Raw genomic sequence first — 17,558 nt, 5'->3', positions numbered from 1 at the left:
ACCCCCATGTCCAGTTTGATTAACAGCGCCATGAGTGGCCTCAGTGCTGCGCAGTCGGCACTCAATACCGTCAGTAATAATATTTCAAGCTACAACGTGGCAGGTTATACCCGCCAGACTACCATTCTGGGCGCATCAAACAGCACCCTGACCGGCGGCGGCTGGGTGGGTAACGGGGTCTATGTCTCCGGCGTTCAGCGTGAATATGATGCGTTTATTACCAACCAGCTGCGCGCGGCGCAGAACCAGAGCAGCGGCCTGACCACGCGCTACCAGCAGATGTCGAAAATTGACGACGTGCTGTCGGATACCACGAACTCGCTTTCTGCCAACCTCCAGGATTTCTTTAAAAGCCTGCAAACGCTGGTGAGTAACGCAGAAGATCCGGCTGCACGCCAGACGGTACTCGGGAAGGCAGATGGTCTGGTAAACCAGTTCAAAACTAACGATCAATATCTCCGCGATCAGGATGCGCAGGTCAATACGGCGATTTCTACCAGCGTCGATCAGATCAATAACTATGCGAAGCAGATTGCCAACCTTAACGATCAGATTTCCCGGCTGACTGGCGTAGGGGCGGGCGCATCCCCGAACGAACTGCTCGATCAGCGCGATCAGCTGGTGAGCGAACTGAACAAAATTGTCGGTGTGGACGTGACCGTACAGGACAGCGGCACCTACAACATCTCTATCGCCAACGGCTACACCCTGGTCCAGGGCAGCAACGCCAGCCAGCTGGCTGCGGTGAAATCCAGCGCGGACCCTGCACGTACAACGATTGCGTATGTGGATGCCGCAGCAGGCAACGTGGAGATCTCAGAAAAACAGATCACCACAGGGTCGCTTGGGGGGCTGTTAACGTTCCGTTCTCAGGATCTGGATCAGGCGCGAAATACGCTTAACCAGATGGCGCTGGCGTTTGCGGATGCCATGAATACCCAGCACCAGGCGGGCTTTGATGCCAACGGGGATAAAGGCGGCAAGCTGTTTGATTTTGGCTCCCCGGCAGTGCTGAGTAACGGTAAGAACACCGGAAGCGCGTCCGTGACGGCAACGATGACGGACAGTACCAAGGTCCAGGCGACAAACTACAAAGTTGAGTATAACGGTACTGACTGGACCATCACCCGTCTGTCAGATAACACCAGCTTCACGGCTATGCCGGATACCAGCGGTAATCTGTCGTTTGATGGCCTCAACGTCAACATTAGCGGCTCGGCCAATAATAAAGACAGCTTTATCGTGAAGCCGGTGAATGACGTTATCGTGAATATGGACGTTGCGATCAGCGACGAATCCAAACTGGCGATGGCTTCCGCGAAAGGAAGCGGCGAAAGCGACAATACCAATGGCCAAAAGCTGCTGGATTTGCAGAGCGCCAAGCTGGTGGGGGGGAACAAAACCTTTAACGATGCTTATGCCGCGTTGGTCAGTACGGTGGGCAGCACCACGGCGTCGCTGAAAACCAGCAGCGAAACCAAAGTTAACGTTGTTACGCAGCTGACCAAACAACAGCAGTCAATCTCCGGGGTTAACCTGGATGAAGAGTATGGCAACCTGCAACGCTATCAGCAGTACTATCTGGCGAATGCGCAGGTGCTGCAAACGGCGAGCACGCTGTTTGATGCATTGATCAATATCCGCTAAGGCTGAGGCATAAAAAATGCGTATTAGTACTCAAATGATGTATGAGCAAAGCATGCGCGGCGTGACGAACTCCCAAAGCCTCTGGCTCAGCTACGGCGAGCAGATGTCTACGGGGAAGCGTATCAACCGTCCGTCTGACGATCCGATTGCCGCTTCGCAGGCCGTTGTGCTCTCTCAGGCCCAAACGCAAAATAGCCAGTATGCGCTGGCGCGCTCCTTCGCTACGACGAAAGTCTCGCTGGAAGAAAACGTGTTATCGCAAGTGACAACCGCTATCCAGGCTGCTCAGGAAAAGATTGTCAATGCGGGCAACGGTACGTTAAGTGACGATGACCGCGCTTCGCTGGCAACGAACCTGCAAGGTATTCGCGATCAGCTCATGAACCTGGCTAACAGCACGGACGGTAACGGTCGCTATATTTTTTCCGGTTACAAAACCGAAGCGGCGGCTTTCGACCAGGCTACGGGTGATTATAAGGGCGGCGGAACGCCAATCAGCCAGCAGGTTGACTCTGCGCGCACGATGCAAATCAGCCATACGGGCACTGAAGTTTTCGATAGCTTCACCAGCAATGCGAAGCCAGAGCCAGATGGTAGTACGCCGGAAACGAATTTGTTCAAGATCCTCGACTCCGCAATTGAAGCGCTGAATAAGCCGATTGGCGATGACGAAACGAAGGCTGAAGCATTTACGGCGGCTATTGATAAAGCCAACCGTGGCCTGAGCAACTCCCTCAACAACGTGCTGACCGTTCGCGCGGACCTCGGCATCAAGCTGGACGAGCTGGGCAAGCTGGATTCTCTGGGTGAAGACCGCGCGCTGGGCCAGACTCAGCAGATGAGCGACCTGGTTGACGTAGACTGGAACTCGGTGATTTCGTCCTACACCATGCAGCAGGCGGCGTTGCAGGCCTCGTATAAAGCCTTTAGCGATATGCAGGGTATGTCTTTGTTCCAGATGAACAGATAAGACTCTGACCTGTTTGACATGTCTTGAAACTGGGCATGTTTTGACTGCCCAACCCGTCCGGGTTGGGCATTTTTTTTACACACTTTCTGCCTGAGCGGACACCACCCGGGCGCTTTCAATCACTCTGATAGCCAGCGCAATGGCACCACACAGAGTTGCCAGTGCTACCACGCCCGTCCAGCCTGCCAGCGTATAGATATTGCTGCCTAATGCCGAACCCAGCGCCATTCCGATGAAAATGACGGTAAACAGCAGGGCGTTAAGGCGCCCACGGGCCTGCGGCTCAAGGCTGTAGACCAGGTTCTGGTGCGCCACGAGGCTGGACTGCAAACCGAGATCGAAACCGACCGCGGAGAGGGCAATCAGGAGCAACTGGCCGTGTACACCCAGGGCTGGCATCAGGAACATCAGGGCAAACGAGAGGGTCACCAGCGCGGCACCCAGTTGGGTCACTTTACCGGCGCCCAGCTTATCGGCCAGACCGCCTGCCAGCGGTGCGGCCAGCGCGCCTGCGGCTCCGGCAATACCAAAACCACCCGCCACGGCGCTGCCAAGGTGATACCGTTCCAGCAGCATGACCGCCAGCGTCGACCAGAACGCACTAAAAGCGATCGACAGAAAACCCTGAGCCAGCGCAGCCCGACGCAGCGCCGGGTAGCGACGCCAGAGGTGTTCCATGGAGCGCATCAGTGCCGGGTAGCTCAGCGTGGAATGAACGGCGAAGCGGGGAAGTACGGCCCACATCACCACGCCGATAAAGGCAATGCTTGCGGCGGCCAGCTGATACATCACTCGCCAGCCAAAGGCTTCACCCACCACGCCGCTCACGGTTCTGGAGAGCAAAATCCCCAGCAGCAGGCCGGTCATCACCGTGCCGACCGTTTTTCCCTGTTTGCCTTCCGGCGCGAGGATCGCTGCGGCCGGGACAATATCCTGCGCCATGGTGGCGGCCATGCCAATCAGCAGGCTGGTGAGCAGCAGGGAATGCAGTTGTCCGGTCAGGCTACAACCCAGCAGGAACAGCGCCAGAGCTGCACTTTTTATCAGGATCAACGTTCTGCGGTCATAACGATCGCCGAGCGGGAGCAGAAACAGGATGCCTAAGGCATAACCCGCCTGGGTGAGTGTCGGGACCATGCCCATGCCTTCGATGCTCAGGTGCAGGTCTGAGCCCATCAGCGGCAGCAGAGGCTGGGCATAATAGATGGATGCCACGCTGAAGCCCGCACCGAGCGCCAGCATTAAGATTACCCAGCGGCTTACGGCCCGGGTGGTGGTTGTGTTCATAAGATGTTCCTCATTCGTCGTGTGCGGCTATTTTTTATCAGTACGCCTTGCGACGGTAGCGGGCGCGGTGGTAAAACGCTTATACGTGTAGCGTATAGGTGCAAATGATATGAAACGGACTGAGCGTATAGATCGTGTAGAACTGATGCGAACCTTTGTTCGCATTGTGGAGGCGGGGTCCCTTTCTGCGGCGGCACGTCAGCTGGCAACAACCCAGGCCACGGTGAGCCGACGGTTGCAGTCGCTTGAAACCATGCTGGGCGTGCGCCTGATGCTGCGCACAACCCATACCACACGGCTTACCGATGACGGTGAACGTTGCTATCAGCATGCCCGACGGGTAATTGACAGCTGGCTGGCGCTGGAAGACGAGGTGGGGCAGACGGAAGATGAACCGGTCGGGGTGCTGAGGGTGCGCGCGCCTCACGCGTTTGGCCAGGATCAGCTACTAAAACCGTTAACCCAATTTTTGCAGCGCTATCCCCAGCTTTCTGTTGAGTGGATGCTTAACGATCGCTCGGTTGATTTCCTCGGCGACAACCTTGACTGTGCTATTCGGGTGGGCGTGGAAGTCGATCCGGCAACCGTGTCTGTGCTACTGGCTGAAGTGCCGCGCTCGGTGGTAGCGTCACCGGCACTCCTGGCCCGTTTTCCCGCGGTTAACACGCCGGACGATCTGCAACATCTCCCCTGGATTGCCATCAGCTCTTTTTATCAACGCCATGTGGAACTCTTCCATGAGGCAACACCCACCCCGGCGAGAGTTACCATTACGCCACGCCTGAGTACCGACAGCCTGTATGTAGCGCGCAATACGGCACTCACCGGGCTAGGCGTGGCGGTGGTATCCAGCTGGACGGTACAGGATGATATTCGGGAAGGGCGACTGGTGCATTTACTGCCAGAGTGGCAGCCAGCAGCGCTACCGGTACATCTGGTTTATCCCTGGTCACGCTATTATCCGGCGCGTTTGCGGCGTTTTCTGGAGCTGATGCGGCAGATAATGCCGGAGGTCACCGGGATGAGAAAGCCCCTGCAACAGCCATAAAAAAGCCGACCCGAAGGTCGGCTTTCAGTCTTAGCGTGCGTTATTCAACAGGCTGAGGACGAGTAGCTGGGGCAGTAGCCATGTGCGTCGCACTGTGACCACCGGCAGCACCTTTACCTTCGAAGTTGAATTCCGGACGAACCCAGTCACTATGGCGTGGTGCTTCAGGCACGTACTCAGGTGCCGGGGCACGAGTCATTGGCGCGGTAGCAATGTGAGCAGGCGCTACAGCTTCAACGATCTCAACCGGCTCAGATTTCACTTCAGGCGCTTTGACCTCTTCGACAACAGGTTCAACCTGAATCTCGACGTCCTGAACAACCTCTTCCGTCACCGTTTCGACGGCAACGTCTGCGGGCTCTTCTGCTGCGGATACAGGCTTAGCGTCTTCCGCGACTTCTTCAGCCACCACGGTATCTTCTTCGGCAATGATCTGCGGTGCGGCATCAACCGGCGCAGCAATCACTTCAGGATGGGTCGTTTCCACTTCCACAGCCTGCGGCGGCGCTGTTTCAACAACCTGCGGTTCGACCACGGTTGCCGCTTCAGTCACGACGTCTTCCACCGCGACGACCGGTGCAATCACCTCTTCGGTAACAGCCTGTTCTTCAACAGCCTGCTCCGGACGTGCAACCGGATAACGGATCCAGACTTTACCGGATGCCATCTCAGGTGACGCGCACGCCACGGTCATTGGCATTGGAGACTGGGTCGGGTAACGCTCGTCACGATAACGACGGCGACGCTGACCGCTCACGCGCAGATGGCGTGGAGAACGGCGGGAGCGACGCGGCATACCTGCGTTATCACGGTTTTCGCTGCTTTCGTCCTGCTCAACCTGATTTTCCACTACGGCTGGCAGGTCAACTTTCGCAACCTGAGTACCCGTTGTGCTTTCAGCCGCTTCAACCGCGATAACGTCGTTTTCTTCGGCCTGAACAACACCCATACGTACTTTCTGGGTCAGCTGGCGCTGCTTACGACGCGGCATAACCTGAGTACGCTCTTCCTGCTCAGTGTCCTGCTGTTCTACAGGCGCTTCGCGATTCAGGTTTTTGACTTCCTGCTGAGCCTGGCGTTTGTCATCGTTACGACGACGGTTACGCTCGCGGCGAGGCTGCTGCTCGTCACGCTGTTTGCTCTTCTCGGACTCATCGCCCGCCTGCTGGCGAATCTCACGATCTTCAACGTTCTGCTGTTGCTTCTCGCGACGGTTGCGACGGTTGTCCTCGCGCTGTTCACGGCCTTCGTTGTTATCGGAACGATTATCACGGCGCTCATTACGATCGCCACGGTCGTTGCGGTCGCGACGGTTGTTCTGACGCTTACGACGGTCCTGCTGACGCTCTGGTTTCGCTTCTTTTGGCGCTTCTTTCGGCTCCTCAGGCTGAACTTCTTCGGCGGCAAACATTTTTTTCAGCGCACCGATGATGCGGCTCAGGAGACCAGGCTGCTCAGGCTGCGCTTTTGGCGCGGCAGGAGCCACTTTCTGCACAGCAGGTTTTTCCGCTGGTTTTTCCAGCGTCGCTTCTGGCGGTGCTTCCGGCATGATAAAGGTCGCTAAAGCTGGCTGCTCAGGCAGTTTACGCTCGGCAGGCTCTTCATCAGACGGCAGCGCCATTTCTTCTTCATGCAGCTTCGGCAGCAGGTAGCTGAGGGTGCTTGTCTCTTCGCCTTTGCGCACGCGCAGCACATGATAGTGCGGGGTTTGCATCTCGTCGTTTGGCACGATGATGCAGCGAACGCCGCCCTGACGCGCTTCGATTGCGCTCACCGCTGCACGTTTTTCGTTCAGCAGGTAGGAGGCAATCGGCACCGGAACAATAGCGTGAACCTCTTTGGTGTTCTCTTTCAGCGCTTCTTCTTCAATCAGACGCAGAATAGAGAGGGAGAGAGATTCATTGTCACGAACGGTACCTGTACCGGAACAGCGCGGGCAGACGTGATGGCTGGACTCACCCAGAGACGGGCTGAGGCGCTGACGGGACATCTCCAGCAGGCCAAAGCGAGAAATATGGCTGATCTGGATACGCGCGCGATCCTGGCGCACCGCTTCACGCAGACGGTTTTCAACCGCACGCTGGTGGCGAACCGGGGTCATGTCGATGAAGTCGATAACGATCAGACCACCCAGGTCGCGCAGGCGGAGCTGGCGGGCGATTTCATCAGCGGCTTCAAGGTTGGTGTTGAAGGCGGTCTCTTCGATGTCGCCGCCGCGGGTTGCACGCGCGGAGTTGATGTCGATGGCGGTCAACGCTTCGGTGGTATCGATAACGATAGAACCGCCGGACGGCAGACGCACTTCACGCTGGAAGGCAGACTCGATCTGGGATTCAATCTGATAATGGCTGAACAGCGGGATTTCACCGGTGTACAGTTTAATTTTGCTGGTGAAATCCGGGCGACCCAGCGCGGCGATGTGCTGGCGAGCCAGCTCAAGCACTTTCGGGTTATCAATCAGAATTTCACCGATGTCCTGACGCAGATAATCACGGAAGGCACGCACGATGACGTTGCTTTCCTGGTGGATCAGGAACGGCGCAGCACGGCTTTCTGCCGCTTTCTTGATGGCTTCCCAGTGTTTCAGGCGGAAGCTCAGGTCCCACTGCAACGCTTCGGCAGATTTGCCAACGCCTGCGGTGCGCACGATAAGGCCCATGCCGTCTGGCAGTTCAAGACTTGCCAGTGCTTCTTTCAGCTCGGTACGGTCATCGCCTTCGATACGGCGAGAGATGCCACCCGCACGCGGGTTGTTTGGCATCAATACCAGATAGCTTCCTGCCAGACTGATAAAGGTGGTCAGCGCGGCGCCTTTGTTGCCACGCTCTTCTTTATCGATCTGGACGATAACTTCCTGACCTTCACGCAGAACATCTTTGATGTTCGGACGGCCATGGGAGTTGTAATTTGCAGGAAAATATTCGCGGGCGATTTCTTTGAGAGGAAGGAAACCGTGACGCTCAGCACCGTAATCGACAAATGCAGCTTCAAGGCTTGGTTCAATGCGGGTGATTTTGCCTTTGTAAATGTTCGCTTTTTTCTGTTCGTGTCCAGGACTTTCGATATCCAGATCGTACAGGCGCTGCCCATCCACAAGGGCGACACGCAACTCTTCTTGCTGAGTTGCGTTGATTAACATTCTTTTCATCGTAACTTACTCGTTATTCTTACATTGACGACAAAGCTGCGGGCAAGGTGACGCTTTCCGGGGTATGAACCGATGGCCTCGTGTCTATTCACGTCGCCAACCTCACGGTTGTCGCTCGCTTAAGAGGCGCAGAGTGTCGGTTGCCTGTATTTCATAGGGAAACACAGCGCAATTATCAGGGGAATTGCCTGGGAAAACTCTCCAGAGAACAATCCTTATACCGGGAAGTACTGCAACCCGCAGCCCGCTAACTGCCTGAAAGATCAATACGTCTTACGCCATTGCTGCGTGGATGATCGGTCAGACAAAATTGGTCATTCCGTCGACATCCTTACAAAACCCGGATTTAACGCGGAAAACGGATTCATTATTCCACTGCTCGCCGGGTTATAGCAAGATGACTTTTACCAATTATCACCCGGTTACTCACAGTTTCTTCACTTCAACGGGGTGATTGGTTTAATAACCACCAAATCGATTGCGCGAAAGGGGAGTGGTCCGGATAAAAGTAAATATAAGCATAGAAAAATGAGTGGCGCTAATGTCAGACGCTATTTAGAATCGCCAACCATGAAAACAGAGACTCCAGCCGTAAAAATGGTTGCCATCGCCGACGACGAGGCGGGGCAACGTATCGATAATTTTTTGCGCACCCAATTGAAGGGTGTGCCAAAAAGTATGATTTATCGCATCTTGCGTAAGGGTGAGGTGCGGGTGAACAAAAAACGTGTGAAGCCCGAGTACAAGCTCGAGGCGGGCGATGAAGTCCGCATTCCACCGGTACGTGTTGCAGAGCGTGAAGAAGAGGTCGTTTCTCCGAAGCTGCAAAAAGTCGCGGCCCTGAGTGACGTTATCCTTTATGAGGACGACCACATTCTGGTGCTGAATAAACCGTCCGGAACGGCGGTACACGGGGGGAGCGGTCTGAGCTTCGGCGTGATCGAAGGTTTACGTGCGCTGCGCCCGGAAGCGCGTTTCCTCGAACTGGTTCACCGTCTTGACCGTGATACCTCAGGCGTGCTGCTGGTGGCGAAAAAACGTTCTGCACTGCGTTCCCTGCATGAACAGCTGCGCGAAAAAGGGATGCAGAAAGATTATCTGGCGCTGGTGCGCGGCCAGTGGCAGTCCCACGTGAAAGTGGTGCAGGCGCCGCTGCTGAAAAATATTCTGCAAAGCGGTGAGCGCATTGTTCGTGTTAATCAGGAAGGGAAACCGTCTGAGACGCGATTTAAAGTAGAAGAGCGCTACGAATTCGCCACGCTGGTGCGCTGTAGTCCGGTGACGGGGCGTACTCACCAGATTCGCGTCCATACCCAGTTCGCAGGCCATCCGATTGCGTTCGACGATCGCTATGGCGATCGCGAGTTTGATAAGCAGTTGGCGGGTACGGGGCTGTCGCGTCTGTTCCTGCATGCGGCAGCGCTGAAGTTTACCCATCCTAATACCGGTGAAGTTATCCGTATTGAAGCGCCGCTGGATGATCAGTTGAAACGCTGCCTGAAAGTTCTGCGCGGTTGATTATGTGCCGGGTGGCGCTGCGCTTACCCGGCCTACGAAATCCGTAGGCCCATGCAAGCGAAGCGCCGCTGGGCAAAAATCACATCGTCAGCGGATTACACTCTTCTCGCCTTAACATCTGGCACAGCGCAATCAGCGGCAACCCCACCAGCGTGTTGGGATCCCGCCCGTCCAGCTTGTCGAACAGTGCAATTCCCAGCCCTTCACTTTTGAAACTCCCTGCGCAGTTCAGAGGACGTTCCCGACGTACGTAATCCATAATCTCCTCCTCGCTGAGATGACGGAAGTGCACATCAAATGGCTCACACTCGGTTTGCAGATGACCGGAGGCCGAATTATAAAGCGCCAGGCCGGTATAAAAGGTCACGATACTGCCTCGCGCACGCAAAAGCTGCTGGCAGGCGTTTTCTTCCGTATGCGGTTTACCGGTGATTTCGCCGTCCAGCACACAAACCTGATCGGAGCCTATAATCAGATGAGCGGGGTAACGTACGGCCAGCGACTGTGCTTTCTCTTTCGCGAGACGGGTCACCAGATGACGCGGTGACTCGCCCGGCTGTGGCGTTTCATCCACCTCCGGCGCGGCGCATTCAAACGGGATCCCGAGCTTTTCCAGCAGCATTCGGCGATAAGGTGAAGTGGAAGCAAGGACGAGATTTGGCATATTTTTATCACCAGATATAGCGTATCGATGCCAGCCATTTTAAACTACAGGCCGCAATGTGTGCGAATAATTGGCAAAAGGCAGCTCTGGTTGCCTTTTTCTTTGACTCTATGACGTTACAAAGTTAATATGCGCGCCCTATGCAAAAGGTAAAATTACCCCTGACTCTTGATCCGGTTCGTACGGCTCAAAAACGCCTCGATTACGAAGGAATCTATTCTTCCGATCAGGCTGAGCGTATTGCCGAATCTGTAGTCAGTGTGGACAGTGATGTAGAGTGCTCCATGTCGTTCGCTATCGACAACCAGCGCCTCGCCGTTTTAACCGGTGATGCAAAGGTGACGGTAACGCTCGAATGTCAGCGCTGCGGGAAACCGTTTGTACAGCATGTTCACACAACGTATTGTTTCAGTCCGGTTCGTTCTGACGAACAGGCTGAAGCACTCCCGGAAGCGTATGAACCGATTGAGGTTAACGAATTCGGTGAAATCGATCTTCTGGCGCTGGTTGAAGATGAAGTCATCCTCTCCCTGCCAGTCGTTCCGGTGCATGATTCTGAACACTGTGAAGTGTCCGAGGCGGACATGGTCTTTGGGGAACTGCCTGATGAAGCGCAAAAACCAAATCCATTTGCCGTATTAGCCAGCTTAAAGCGTAAGTAATTGAGGAGTAAGGTCCATGGCCGTACAACAGAATAAACCAACCCGTTCCAAACGTGGCATGCGTCGTTCCCATGACGCGCTGACCGCAGTTACCAGCCTGTCTGTAGACAAGACTTCTGGTGAGAAACACCTGCGTCACCACATCACCGCTGACGGTTTCTACCGCGGCCGCAAGGTTATCACTAAGTAATCACGCGTCAGCGTGATTAGGCTTAGTGAGGAACTTCCCCGTGAAAACGGGGAGTTTACCGAACCAGGCTGCGACGATACCTTGACACGTCTAACCCTGGCGTTAGATGTCATGGGGGGAGATTTTGGCCCTACCGTGACAGTGCCTGCAGCATTGCAGGCACTGAATTCTAATTCGCAACTCACACTTCTTTTAGTCGGTAATCCCGACACAATCACGCCATTACTTGCAAAAGCTGACTTTGAACAACGTTCGCGTCTGCAGATTATTCCTGCGCAGTCAGTTATTGCCAGTGATGCCCGGCCATCGCAGGCTATTCGTAATAGCCGTGGCAGCTCTATGCGCATGGCGCTGGAGCTGGTGAAAGAAGGGCGAGCGCAGGCTTGCGTCAGCGCGGGAAATACTGGCGCGCTGATGGGGCTGTCGAAATTATTGCTCAAGCCGATTGAGGGCATTGAGCGTCCGGCGCTGGTGACGGTGTTACCGCATCAGCAGAAGGGCAAAACGGTGGTGCTCGATCTGGGCGCTAACGTAGATTGTGATAGTACAATGCTGGCTCAGTTTGCCGTGATGGGGTCGGTGCTGGCAGAAGACGTGGTCGGGATTACCAATCCCCGCGTTGCGTTATTGAATATTGGTGAAGAAGAGACCAAAGGCCTGGACAGTATCCGCGACGCTGCGGAAATACTCAAACAGGTTCCCTCCATCAACTATATTGGTTATCTCGAAGCCAATGAGTTGCTGACGGGCAAAACGGATGTATTAGTGTGTGATGGCTTCACCGGAAACGTGACGTTGAAGACCATGGAAGGGGTCGTACGAATGTTCCTTTCTCTGCTGAAATCGCAGGGAGAAGGTAAAAAAAGGTCCTGGTGGCTGATTTTATTAAAGCGTTGGTTACAAAAAAGCCTGACGCGGCGGTTCAGTCACCTCAACCCCGACCAGTATAATGGCGCCTGTCTGTTAGGATTGCGCGGCATCGTGATTAAGAGTCATGGCGCCGCCAATCAGCGAGCATTTACCGTCGCGATTGAACAGGCAGTGCAGGCGGTGCAGCGACAAGTCCCTCAGAGGATTGCCGCTCGCCTGGGATCTGTATTAGCTAAAAGTGACTGAGCGTACATGTATACGAAGATTTTAGGTACCGGCAGCTACCTGCCAAAACAAGTGCGTACCAACGCCGATCTTGAAAAAATGGTAGATACGTCTGACGAGTGGATTGTCACGCGCACAGGTATCCGTGAACGTCGTATCGCCGCGTCAGACGAAACTGTGTCCACCATGGGCTACGAAGCCGCTCAGCGAGCGCTTGAGATGGCTGGCATTGATAAAGAACAGATCGGGCTTATTGTGGTGGCGACAACATCTGCCACGCATGCCTTCCCAAGCGCAGCGTGCCAGGTGCAGAACATGCTCGGCATCAAAGGCTGCCCGGCATTTGATGTTGCAGCGGCGTGCGCGGGTTTCACCTATGCGCTGAGCATCGCCGATCAGTATGTTAAATCGGGTGCCGTAAAATATGCGCTGGTGATCGGTGCTGATGTGCTGGCGCGTACCTGCGATCCAACCGATCGCGGCACAATCATTATTTTTGGCGATGGCGCGGGCGCGGTGCTGCTGGGGCAGTCCGAAGAACCAGGCATCATCTCCACGCACCTGCACGCTGACGGTCGCTACGGCGAGCTGTTAACGCTGCCTAACGCCGATCGCGTTAATCCGGACAGTTCGATTTACCTGACAATGGCGGGTAATGAAGTGTTCAAGGTGGCCGTGACCGAACTCGCTCACATTGTTGATGAGACGCTGGAAGCGAACAATCTGGATCGCGCCGCACTCGACTGGCTGGTACCGCATCAGGCTAACCTGCGTATTATCAGCGCGACGGCGAAGAAGTTGGGCATGTCTATGGATAACGTTGTGGTGACGCTTGATCGCCACGGCAACACCTCTGCGGCATCGGTACCGTGCGCATTTGACGAAGCGGTACGCGATGGACGAATTAAACGGGGCCAACTGGTCTTGCTTGAAGCCTTTGGTGGTGGGTTCACCTGGGGTTCCGCGCTGGTTCGTTTCTAGGATAAGGATTAAAAAATGACGCAATTTGCTTTTGTGTTCCCGGGACAGGGCTCACAAACTGTTGGGATGTTGTCTGAAATGGCAGCAAACTATCCGGTTATTGAAGAGACTTTCCGTGAAGCTTCTGACGCGCTGGGTTATGATCTGTGGTCGCTGACCCAACAGGGCCCAGCTGAAGAGCTGAACAAAACCTGGCAGACTCAACCGGCACTGCTGGCAGCCTCCGTCGCATTGTGGCGCGTATGGCAGCAGCAGGGCGGCAAAACGCCGGCGCTGATGGCGGGTCATAGCCTGGGTGAATACTCTGCGCTGGTCTGCGCAGGGGTGATTGCCTTCGCTGACGCGGTCCGTCTGGTTGAATTGCGTGGTAAGTTTATGCAGGAAGCGGTGCCAGAAGGCACGGGCGGCATGTCTGCCATCATCGGTCTGGATGATGCTTCTATTGCTAAAGCCTGTGAAGAATCTGCTGAAGGTCAGGTCGTTTCTCCGGTAAACTTTAACTCGCCAGGCCAGGTAGTTATCGCGGGTCATAAAGAAGCGGTTGAGCGTGCAGGCGCTGCCTGTAAAGCTGCGGGTGCAAAACGTGCACTGCCGCTGCCGGTGAGCGTGCCGTCTCACTGTGCGCTGATGAAGCCTGCTGCCGATAAACTGGCGGTTGAGCTGGAAAAAATGACCTTTAACGCACCGACGATTTCCGTTGTGAATAACGTCGATGTGAAGTGCGAAACCGCGCCGGAGGCTATCCGTAACGCGCTGGTTCGCCAGCTCTACAGCCCAGTTCAGTGGACCAAAACCGTTGAATTTATGGCGTCTCAGGGCGTTGAACATCTGTATGAAGTCGGTCCAGGTAAGGTACTTACCGGTCTGACAAAACGTATTGTAGACACCCTGACTGCCTCGGCGATTAACGAGCCGGAAGCAATGAAAGCGGCACTCTCGCAATAAAAGAGGAATACCATGAGTTTTGAAGGAAAAATTGCCCTGGTGACCGGCGCAAGCCGCGGTATCGGGCGTGCTATTGCTGAAACACTGGTTGCGCGCGGCGCGACGGTGATCGGGACTGCGACCAGTGAGAATGGCGCACAGGCCATCAGCGAGTATCTGGGTGCGAACGGCAAAGGTCTGGTACTGAATGTGACTGAACCAGCATCTATCGAATCTGTTCTGGAAAATATTCGCGCAGAGTTTGGCGAAGTGGATATTCTGGTCAATAATGCCGGGATCACTCGCGACAACCTGTTGATGCGAATGAAAGATGATGAGTGGAACGATATTATCGAAACCAACCTGTCATCGGTATTCCGTCTGTCAAAAGCGGTAATGCGCGCTATGATGAAAAAGCGTCATGGACGTATTATCACTGTAGGTTCTGTGGTTGGTACCATGGGAAATGCTGGTCAGGCTAACTACGCTGCGGCGAAAGCAGGTCTGATCGGTTTCAGTAAGTCGCTGGCGCGCGAAGTCGCGTCCCGCGGAATTACTGTAAACGTTGTTGCTCCGGGCTTTATTGAAACGGACATGACGCGTGCGCTGACCGATGATCAGCGTGCGGGTACGCTGGCGGCAGTTCCAGCGGGTCGTCTTGGCGACCCTAAAGAAATCGCCAGCGCGGTTGCATTTTTAGCCTCTGACGAAGCGGGTTACATCACTGGTGAAACCCTCCACGTCAACGGCGGGATGTACATGGTTTAATCACGATCGAAAATATTTGCGTTATTTGGGCAAATGGCCTCAAAATAACGTAAAATCGTGGTAAGACCTGCCGGGATTTAGTTGCAAATTTTTCAACATTTTATACACTACGAAAACCATCGCGAAAGCGAGTTTTGATAGGAAATTTAAGAGTATGAGCACTATCGAAGAACGCGTTAAGAAAATTATCGGCGAACAGCTGGGCGTTAAGCAGGAAGAAGTTGTGAACTCCGCTTCCTTTGTTGAAGACCTGGGCGCAGATTCTCTTGACACCGTTGAGCTGGTAATGGCTCTGGAAGAAGAGTTTGATACTGAGATTCCGGACGAAGAAGCTGAGAAAATCACCACCGTTCAGGCTGCCATTGATTACATCAACGGTCACCAGGCGTAAGTGAACATCTCCAGGCGGTCATTCGACCGCCTGAGTTTTATCTTTTGTAGTCCCACGAATCTCTTTTTTTATCCCTCCCTGGAGGACAAACGTGTCTAAGCGTCGTGTAGTTGTGACCGGACTTGGCATGTTGTCTCCTGTCGGCAATACCGTAGAGTCCACCTGGAAAGCTCTCCTTGCCGGTCAGAGCGGCATCAGCCTAATCGACCATTTCGATACTAGCGCCTATGCAACGAAATTTGCTGGCTTAGTAAAGGATTTTAACTGTGAAGAGATCATCTCGCGCAAAGAACAGCGCAAGATGGATGCCTTCATTCAATATGGAATTGTCGCTGGCGTTCAGGCCATGCAGGATTCTGGCCTTGAGATTACGGAAGAGAACGCTACCCGTATCGGCGCTGCTATCGGCTCCGGGATTGGCGGTCTTGGCCTGATCGAGGAAAACCATACATCTCTGGTGAATGGCGGCCCGCGTAAAATCAGCCCGTTCTTCGTTCCGTCTACGATTGTAAACATGGTGGCAGGTCACCTGACCATTATGTTCGGCCTGCGTGGCCCAAGCATCTCAATCGCGACAGCCTGTACGTCTGGCGTGCATAACATCGGCCAGGCCGCGCGTATCATCGCGTACGGCGATGCAGATGCTATGGTTGCGGGCGGTGCTGAAAAAGCCAGTACCCCGCTGGGCGTCGGTGGCTTCGGTGCAGCGCGTGCGCTCTCTACCCGAAACGATAATCCTCAGGCGGCGAGCCGTCCGTGGGATAAAGACCGTGATGGTTTCGTGCTGGGTGACGGTGCAGGCATGATCGTACTGGAAGAGTACGAACACGCGAAAAAACGTGGCGCGAAAATTTATGCTGAAGTTGTTGGCTTTGGCATGAGCAGCGATGCTTACCACATGACGTCTCCTCCAGAGAACGGCGCAGGTGCTGCGCTGGCGATGGAAAACGCCATCCGTGATGCGGGCATTACGCCGGCACAGATTGGCTACGTTAACGCGCACGGGACATCTACCCCTGCGGGCGATAAAGCAGAAGCGCAGGCGGTTAAGTCTATCTTCGGCGAATCTGCCAGCCGTGTACTGGTGAGCTCCACGAAATCCATGACCGGTCACCTCCTGGGTGCGGCGGGTGCAGTAGAATCAATCTACTCTATTCTCGCGCTGCGCGATCAGGCTGTACCGCCAACCATCAACCTGGATAATCCAGATGAAGGTTGCGATCTGGACTTCGTTCCCCACGAAGCGCGCCAGGTTAGCGGTATGGAGTACACCCTGTGTAACTCCTTCGGCTTCGGTGGGACTAACGGTTCTCTGATCTTCAAAAAGGTCTGAGTCTGGTTAGTCGCTGACGATAATAAAGGTCCGCTTGCCGGGCCTTTTTTATTAGGTGATATCCCCTTGTCCGGCAACCCACATCCTGCCAGACTGAGCCTCCATGCATAAGGAGCCACTATGTTTTTAATTAATGGCCTTGAGCAAGAAATGCTGCCGGCAAGCGACCGGGCGACCCAGTTTGGCGATGGCTGTTTCACGACCGCGCGTATTCTCGACGGTGGCGTGTGCCTGCTCGGGGCCCATATCCTTCGTTTACAAAAAGCCTGCGAAGCATTATTGATCCCCTTCTCGCAGTGGGACATTCTTGAAAATGAAATGCGTCGGCTGGCGTCAGAGAAAGCAAGCGGCGTCCTGAAAGTCATTATCAGCCGCGGCAGCGGTGGTCGGGGCTATAGCGGTTCTGCCTGCCAGCATCCTGCGCGGATCCTTTCCGTTTCAGATTATCCTTCCCATTACGCGCACTGGCGTGAAGAGGGCGTAGTCCTGGCGCTTAGCCCGGTACGTCTGGGGCGAAACCCGATGCTCGCTGGCATAAAACATCTTAACCGTCTTGAACAGGTGCTTATTCGTACTCATCTTGAGCAGACGGAGGCCGGAGAGGCGCTGGTTCTTGACAGCGAAGGGTACATTACGGAATGCTGTGCGGCTAATTTACTCTGGCGGAAGGGCAGTGACGTATTCACGCCTTCGCTGGAGCAGGCCGGAGTCAACGGCATTATGCGGCAATTTTGTTTGCAACAGCTGGCACGCGCAGGCTTTCGCGTTGTCGAAGTTAACGCTAAGGAAGAGGCGCTGCTGGCTGCCGAAGAAGTTGTTATCTGCAATGCGCTGATGCCCGTTGTCCCCGTTCGCGCTTATGACCGCAAGTGCTGGTCATCCCGCGAGCTGTTCCAGTTTCTGGCCCCGTTATGTGAGCAAACCAGGTAGTC

The 17,558-nt window shown here is 54.8% G+C and carries 16 protein-coding genes; 13 read left to right on the top strand and 3 right to left on the bottom strand.

The window, feature by feature from the left end; all coding sequences use genetic code 11:
• Positions 1-6: 6 nt before the first annotated feature.
• Both flgK and flgL read left to right on the top strand, forming a co-directional pair.
• Positions 7-1,647: a flagellar hook-associated protein FlgK gene (gene flgK / locus INF86_RS03905; RefSeq protein WP_154051624.1), complete on the top strand. Its 1,641-nt coding sequence runs from the start codon at positions 7-9 to the stop codon at positions 1,645-1,647.
• A gap of 16 nt (positions 1,648-1,663) precedes the next feature.
• Positions 1,664-2,617 (top strand): flagellar hook-associated protein FlgL, encoded by a 954-nt coding sequence (flgL, locus tag INF86_RS03900; RefSeq protein WP_022647731.1) that lies wholly within the window; start codon positions 1,664-1,666, stop codon positions 2,615-2,617.
• A gap of 75 nt (positions 2,618-2,692) precedes the next feature.
• On the opposite strand, the gene INF86_RS03895 is transcribed toward flgL, so the two are convergent.
• Complete coding sequence (locus INF86_RS03895; RefSeq protein WP_022647732.1) at positions 2,693-3,904, bottom strand: MFS transporter; 1,212 nt, start codon at positions 3,902-3,904, stop codon at positions 2,693-2,695.
• Between the two features lie 109 nt (positions 3,905-4,013).
• On the opposite strand from INF86_RS03895, the gene INF86_RS03890 reads away from it, so the two are divergent.
• A complete protein-coding gene (locus INF86_RS03890; protein ID WP_022647733.1) occupies positions 4,014-4,952 on the top strand; it encodes a LysR family transcriptional regulator in 939 nt (312 codons plus the stop codon).
• A gap of 40 nt (positions 4,953-4,992) precedes the next feature.
• Here the strand turns inward: INF86_RS03890 and rne are convergent, their stop codons facing one another.
• A complete protein-coding gene (gene rne, locus INF86_RS03885) occupies positions 4,993-8,100 on the bottom strand; it encodes a ribonuclease E (protein ID WP_063841144.1) in 3,108 nt (1,035 codons plus the stop codon).
• A 570-nt stretch (positions 8,101-8,670) separates the two neighbouring features.
• On the opposite strand from rne, the gene rluC reads away from it, so the two are divergent.
• Positions 8,671-9,618 carry a 23S rRNA pseudouridine(955/2504/2580) synthase RluC gene (gene rluC, locus INF86_RS03880; RefSeq protein ID WP_041907418.1) on the top strand — a complete coding sequence of 316 codons (948 nt, stop codon included), beginning with the start codon at positions 8,671-8,673 and terminating at the stop codon, positions 9,616-9,618.
• 79 nt (positions 9,619-9,697) lie between these two features.
• Here rluC and INF86_RS03875 read toward each other — a convergent pair whose 3' ends face one another.
• Positions 9,698-10,282 (bottom strand): nucleoside triphosphate pyrophosphatase, encoded by a 585-nt coding sequence (locus INF86_RS03875; protein ID WP_032622147.1) that lies wholly within the window; start codon positions 10,280-10,282, stop codon positions 9,698-9,700.
• Between the two features lie 140 nt (positions 10,283-10,422).
• Here INF86_RS03875 and yceD point away from each other — a divergent pair, with 140 nt between their 5' ends.
• The 9 genes from yceD to pabC all read left to right on the top strand — a co-directional run bounded on the left by yceD (position 10,423) and on the right by pabC (position 17,556).
• On the top strand, positions 10,423-10,944 hold the full coding sequence (gene yceD / locus INF86_RS03870) for a 23S rRNA accumulation protein YceD (protein ID WP_003857966.1): 522 nt from the start codon (positions 10,423-10,425) through the stop codon (positions 10,942-10,944).
• A 16-nt stretch (positions 10,945-10,960) separates the two neighbouring features.
• A complete protein-coding gene (gene rpmF, locus INF86_RS03865) occupies positions 10,961-11,134 on the top strand; it encodes a 50S ribosomal protein L32 (protein WP_003857964.1) in 174 nt (57 codons plus the stop codon).
• A gap of 81 nt (positions 11,135-11,215) precedes the next feature.
• Positions 11,216-12,250, top strand: a complete 1,035-nt coding sequence (gene plsX / locus INF86_RS03860; RefSeq protein ID WP_152811225.1) for a phosphate acyltransferase PlsX — start codon at positions 11,216-11,218, stop codon at positions 12,248-12,250.
• Between the two features lie 6 nt (positions 12,251-12,256).
• Positions 12,257-13,210, top strand: a complete 954-nt coding sequence (locus INF86_RS03855) for a beta-ketoacyl-ACP synthase III (RefSeq protein WP_032624477.1) — start codon at positions 12,257-12,259, stop codon at positions 13,208-13,210.
• 15 nt (positions 13,211-13,225) lie between these two features.
• On the top strand, positions 13,226-14,155 hold the full coding sequence (gene fabD / locus INF86_RS03850; RefSeq protein ID WP_193543246.1) for an ACP S-malonyltransferase: 930 nt from the start codon (positions 13,226-13,228) through the stop codon (positions 14,153-14,155).
• Between the two features lie 12 nt (positions 14,156-14,167).
• A complete protein-coding gene (gene fabG, locus INF86_RS03845) occupies positions 14,168-14,902 on the top strand; it encodes a 3-oxoacyl-ACP reductase FabG (protein WP_022647739.1) in 735 nt (244 codons plus the stop codon).
• 154 nt (positions 14,903-15,056) lie between these two features.
• Positions 15,057-15,293, top strand: a complete 237-nt coding sequence (gene acpP, locus INF86_RS03840) for an acyl carrier protein (RefSeq protein WP_003857954.1) — start codon at positions 15,057-15,059, stop codon at positions 15,291-15,293.
• 91 nt (positions 15,294-15,384) lie between these two features.
• Entirely contained in the window at positions 15,385-16,626 is a 1,242-nt protein-coding gene (gene fabF / locus INF86_RS03835) for a beta-ketoacyl-ACP synthase II (protein WP_022647740.1), read from the top strand.
• 120 nt (positions 16,627-16,746) lie between these two features.
• On the top strand, positions 16,747-17,556 hold the full coding sequence (gene pabC, locus INF86_RS03830; RefSeq protein WP_154051620.1) for an aminodeoxychorismate lyase: 810 nt from the start codon (positions 16,747-16,749) through the stop codon (positions 17,554-17,556).
• Positions 17,557-17,558: the final 2 nt, after the last annotated feature.

This window comes from Enterobacter cloacae complex sp. I1M (genome assembly GCF_014982425.1).
In the GTDB taxonomy this organism is placed as follows: Bacteria; Pseudomonadota; Gammaproteobacteria; order Enterobacterales; family Enterobacteriaceae; genus Enterobacter; species Enterobacter intestinihominis.
Note: the sequence above shows the minus strand (reverse complement) of the source record. Positions and strands in the feature narration are given on the sequence as shown.

Excerpts from the sequence above, each read along its gene's own strand:
- flgK (WP_154051624.1), top strand. The coding sequence starts at position 7 with ATGTCCAGTTTGATTAACAGCGCCATGAGTGGCCTCAGTGCTGCGCAG.
- flgL (WP_022647731.1), top strand. The coding sequence starts at position 1,664 with ATGCGTATTAGTACTCAAATGATGTATGAGCAAAGCATGCGCGGCGTG.
- INF86_RS03895 (WP_022647732.1), bottom strand. The coding sequence starts at position 3,904 with ATGAACACAACCACCACCCGGGCCGTAAGCCGCTGGGTAATCTTAATG.
- INF86_RS03890 (WP_022647733.1), top strand. The coding sequence starts at position 4,014 with ATGAAACGGACTGAGCGTATAGATCGTGTAGAACTGATGCGAACCTTT.
- rne (WP_063841144.1), bottom strand. The coding sequence starts at position 8,100 with ATGAAAAGAATGTTAATCAACGCAACTCAGCAAGAAGAGTTGCGTGTC.
- rluC (WP_041907418.1), top strand. The coding sequence starts at position 8,671 with ATGAAAACAGAGACTCCAGCCGTAAAAATGGTTGCCATCGCCGACGAC.
- INF86_RS03875 (WP_032622147.1), bottom strand. The coding sequence starts at position 10,282 with ATGCCAAATCTCGTCCTTGCTTCCACTTCACCTTATCGCCGAATGCTG.
- yceD (WP_003857966.1), top strand. The coding sequence starts at position 10,423 with ATGCAAAAGGTAAAATTACCCCTGACTCTTGATCCGGTTCGTACGGCT.
- rpmF (WP_003857964.1), top strand. The coding sequence starts at position 10,961 with ATGGCCGTACAACAGAATAAACCAACCCGTTCCAAACGTGGCATGCGT.
- INF86_RS03855 (WP_032624477.1), top strand. The coding sequence starts at position 12,257 with ATGTATACGAAGATTTTAGGTACCGGCAGCTACCTGCCAAAACAAGTG.
- fabD (WP_193543246.1), top strand. The coding sequence starts at position 13,226 with ATGACGCAATTTGCTTTTGTGTTCCCGGGACAGGGCTCACAAACTGTT.
- fabG (WP_022647739.1), top strand. The coding sequence starts at position 14,168 with ATGAGTTTTGAAGGAAAAATTGCCCTGGTGACCGGCGCAAGCCGCGGT.
- acpP (WP_003857954.1), top strand. The coding sequence starts at position 15,057 with ATGAGCACTATCGAAGAACGCGTTAAGAAAATTATCGGCGAACAGCTG.
- pabC (WP_154051620.1), top strand. The coding sequence starts at position 16,747 with ATGTTTTTAATTAATGGCCTTGAGCAAGAAATGCTGCCGGCAAGCGAC.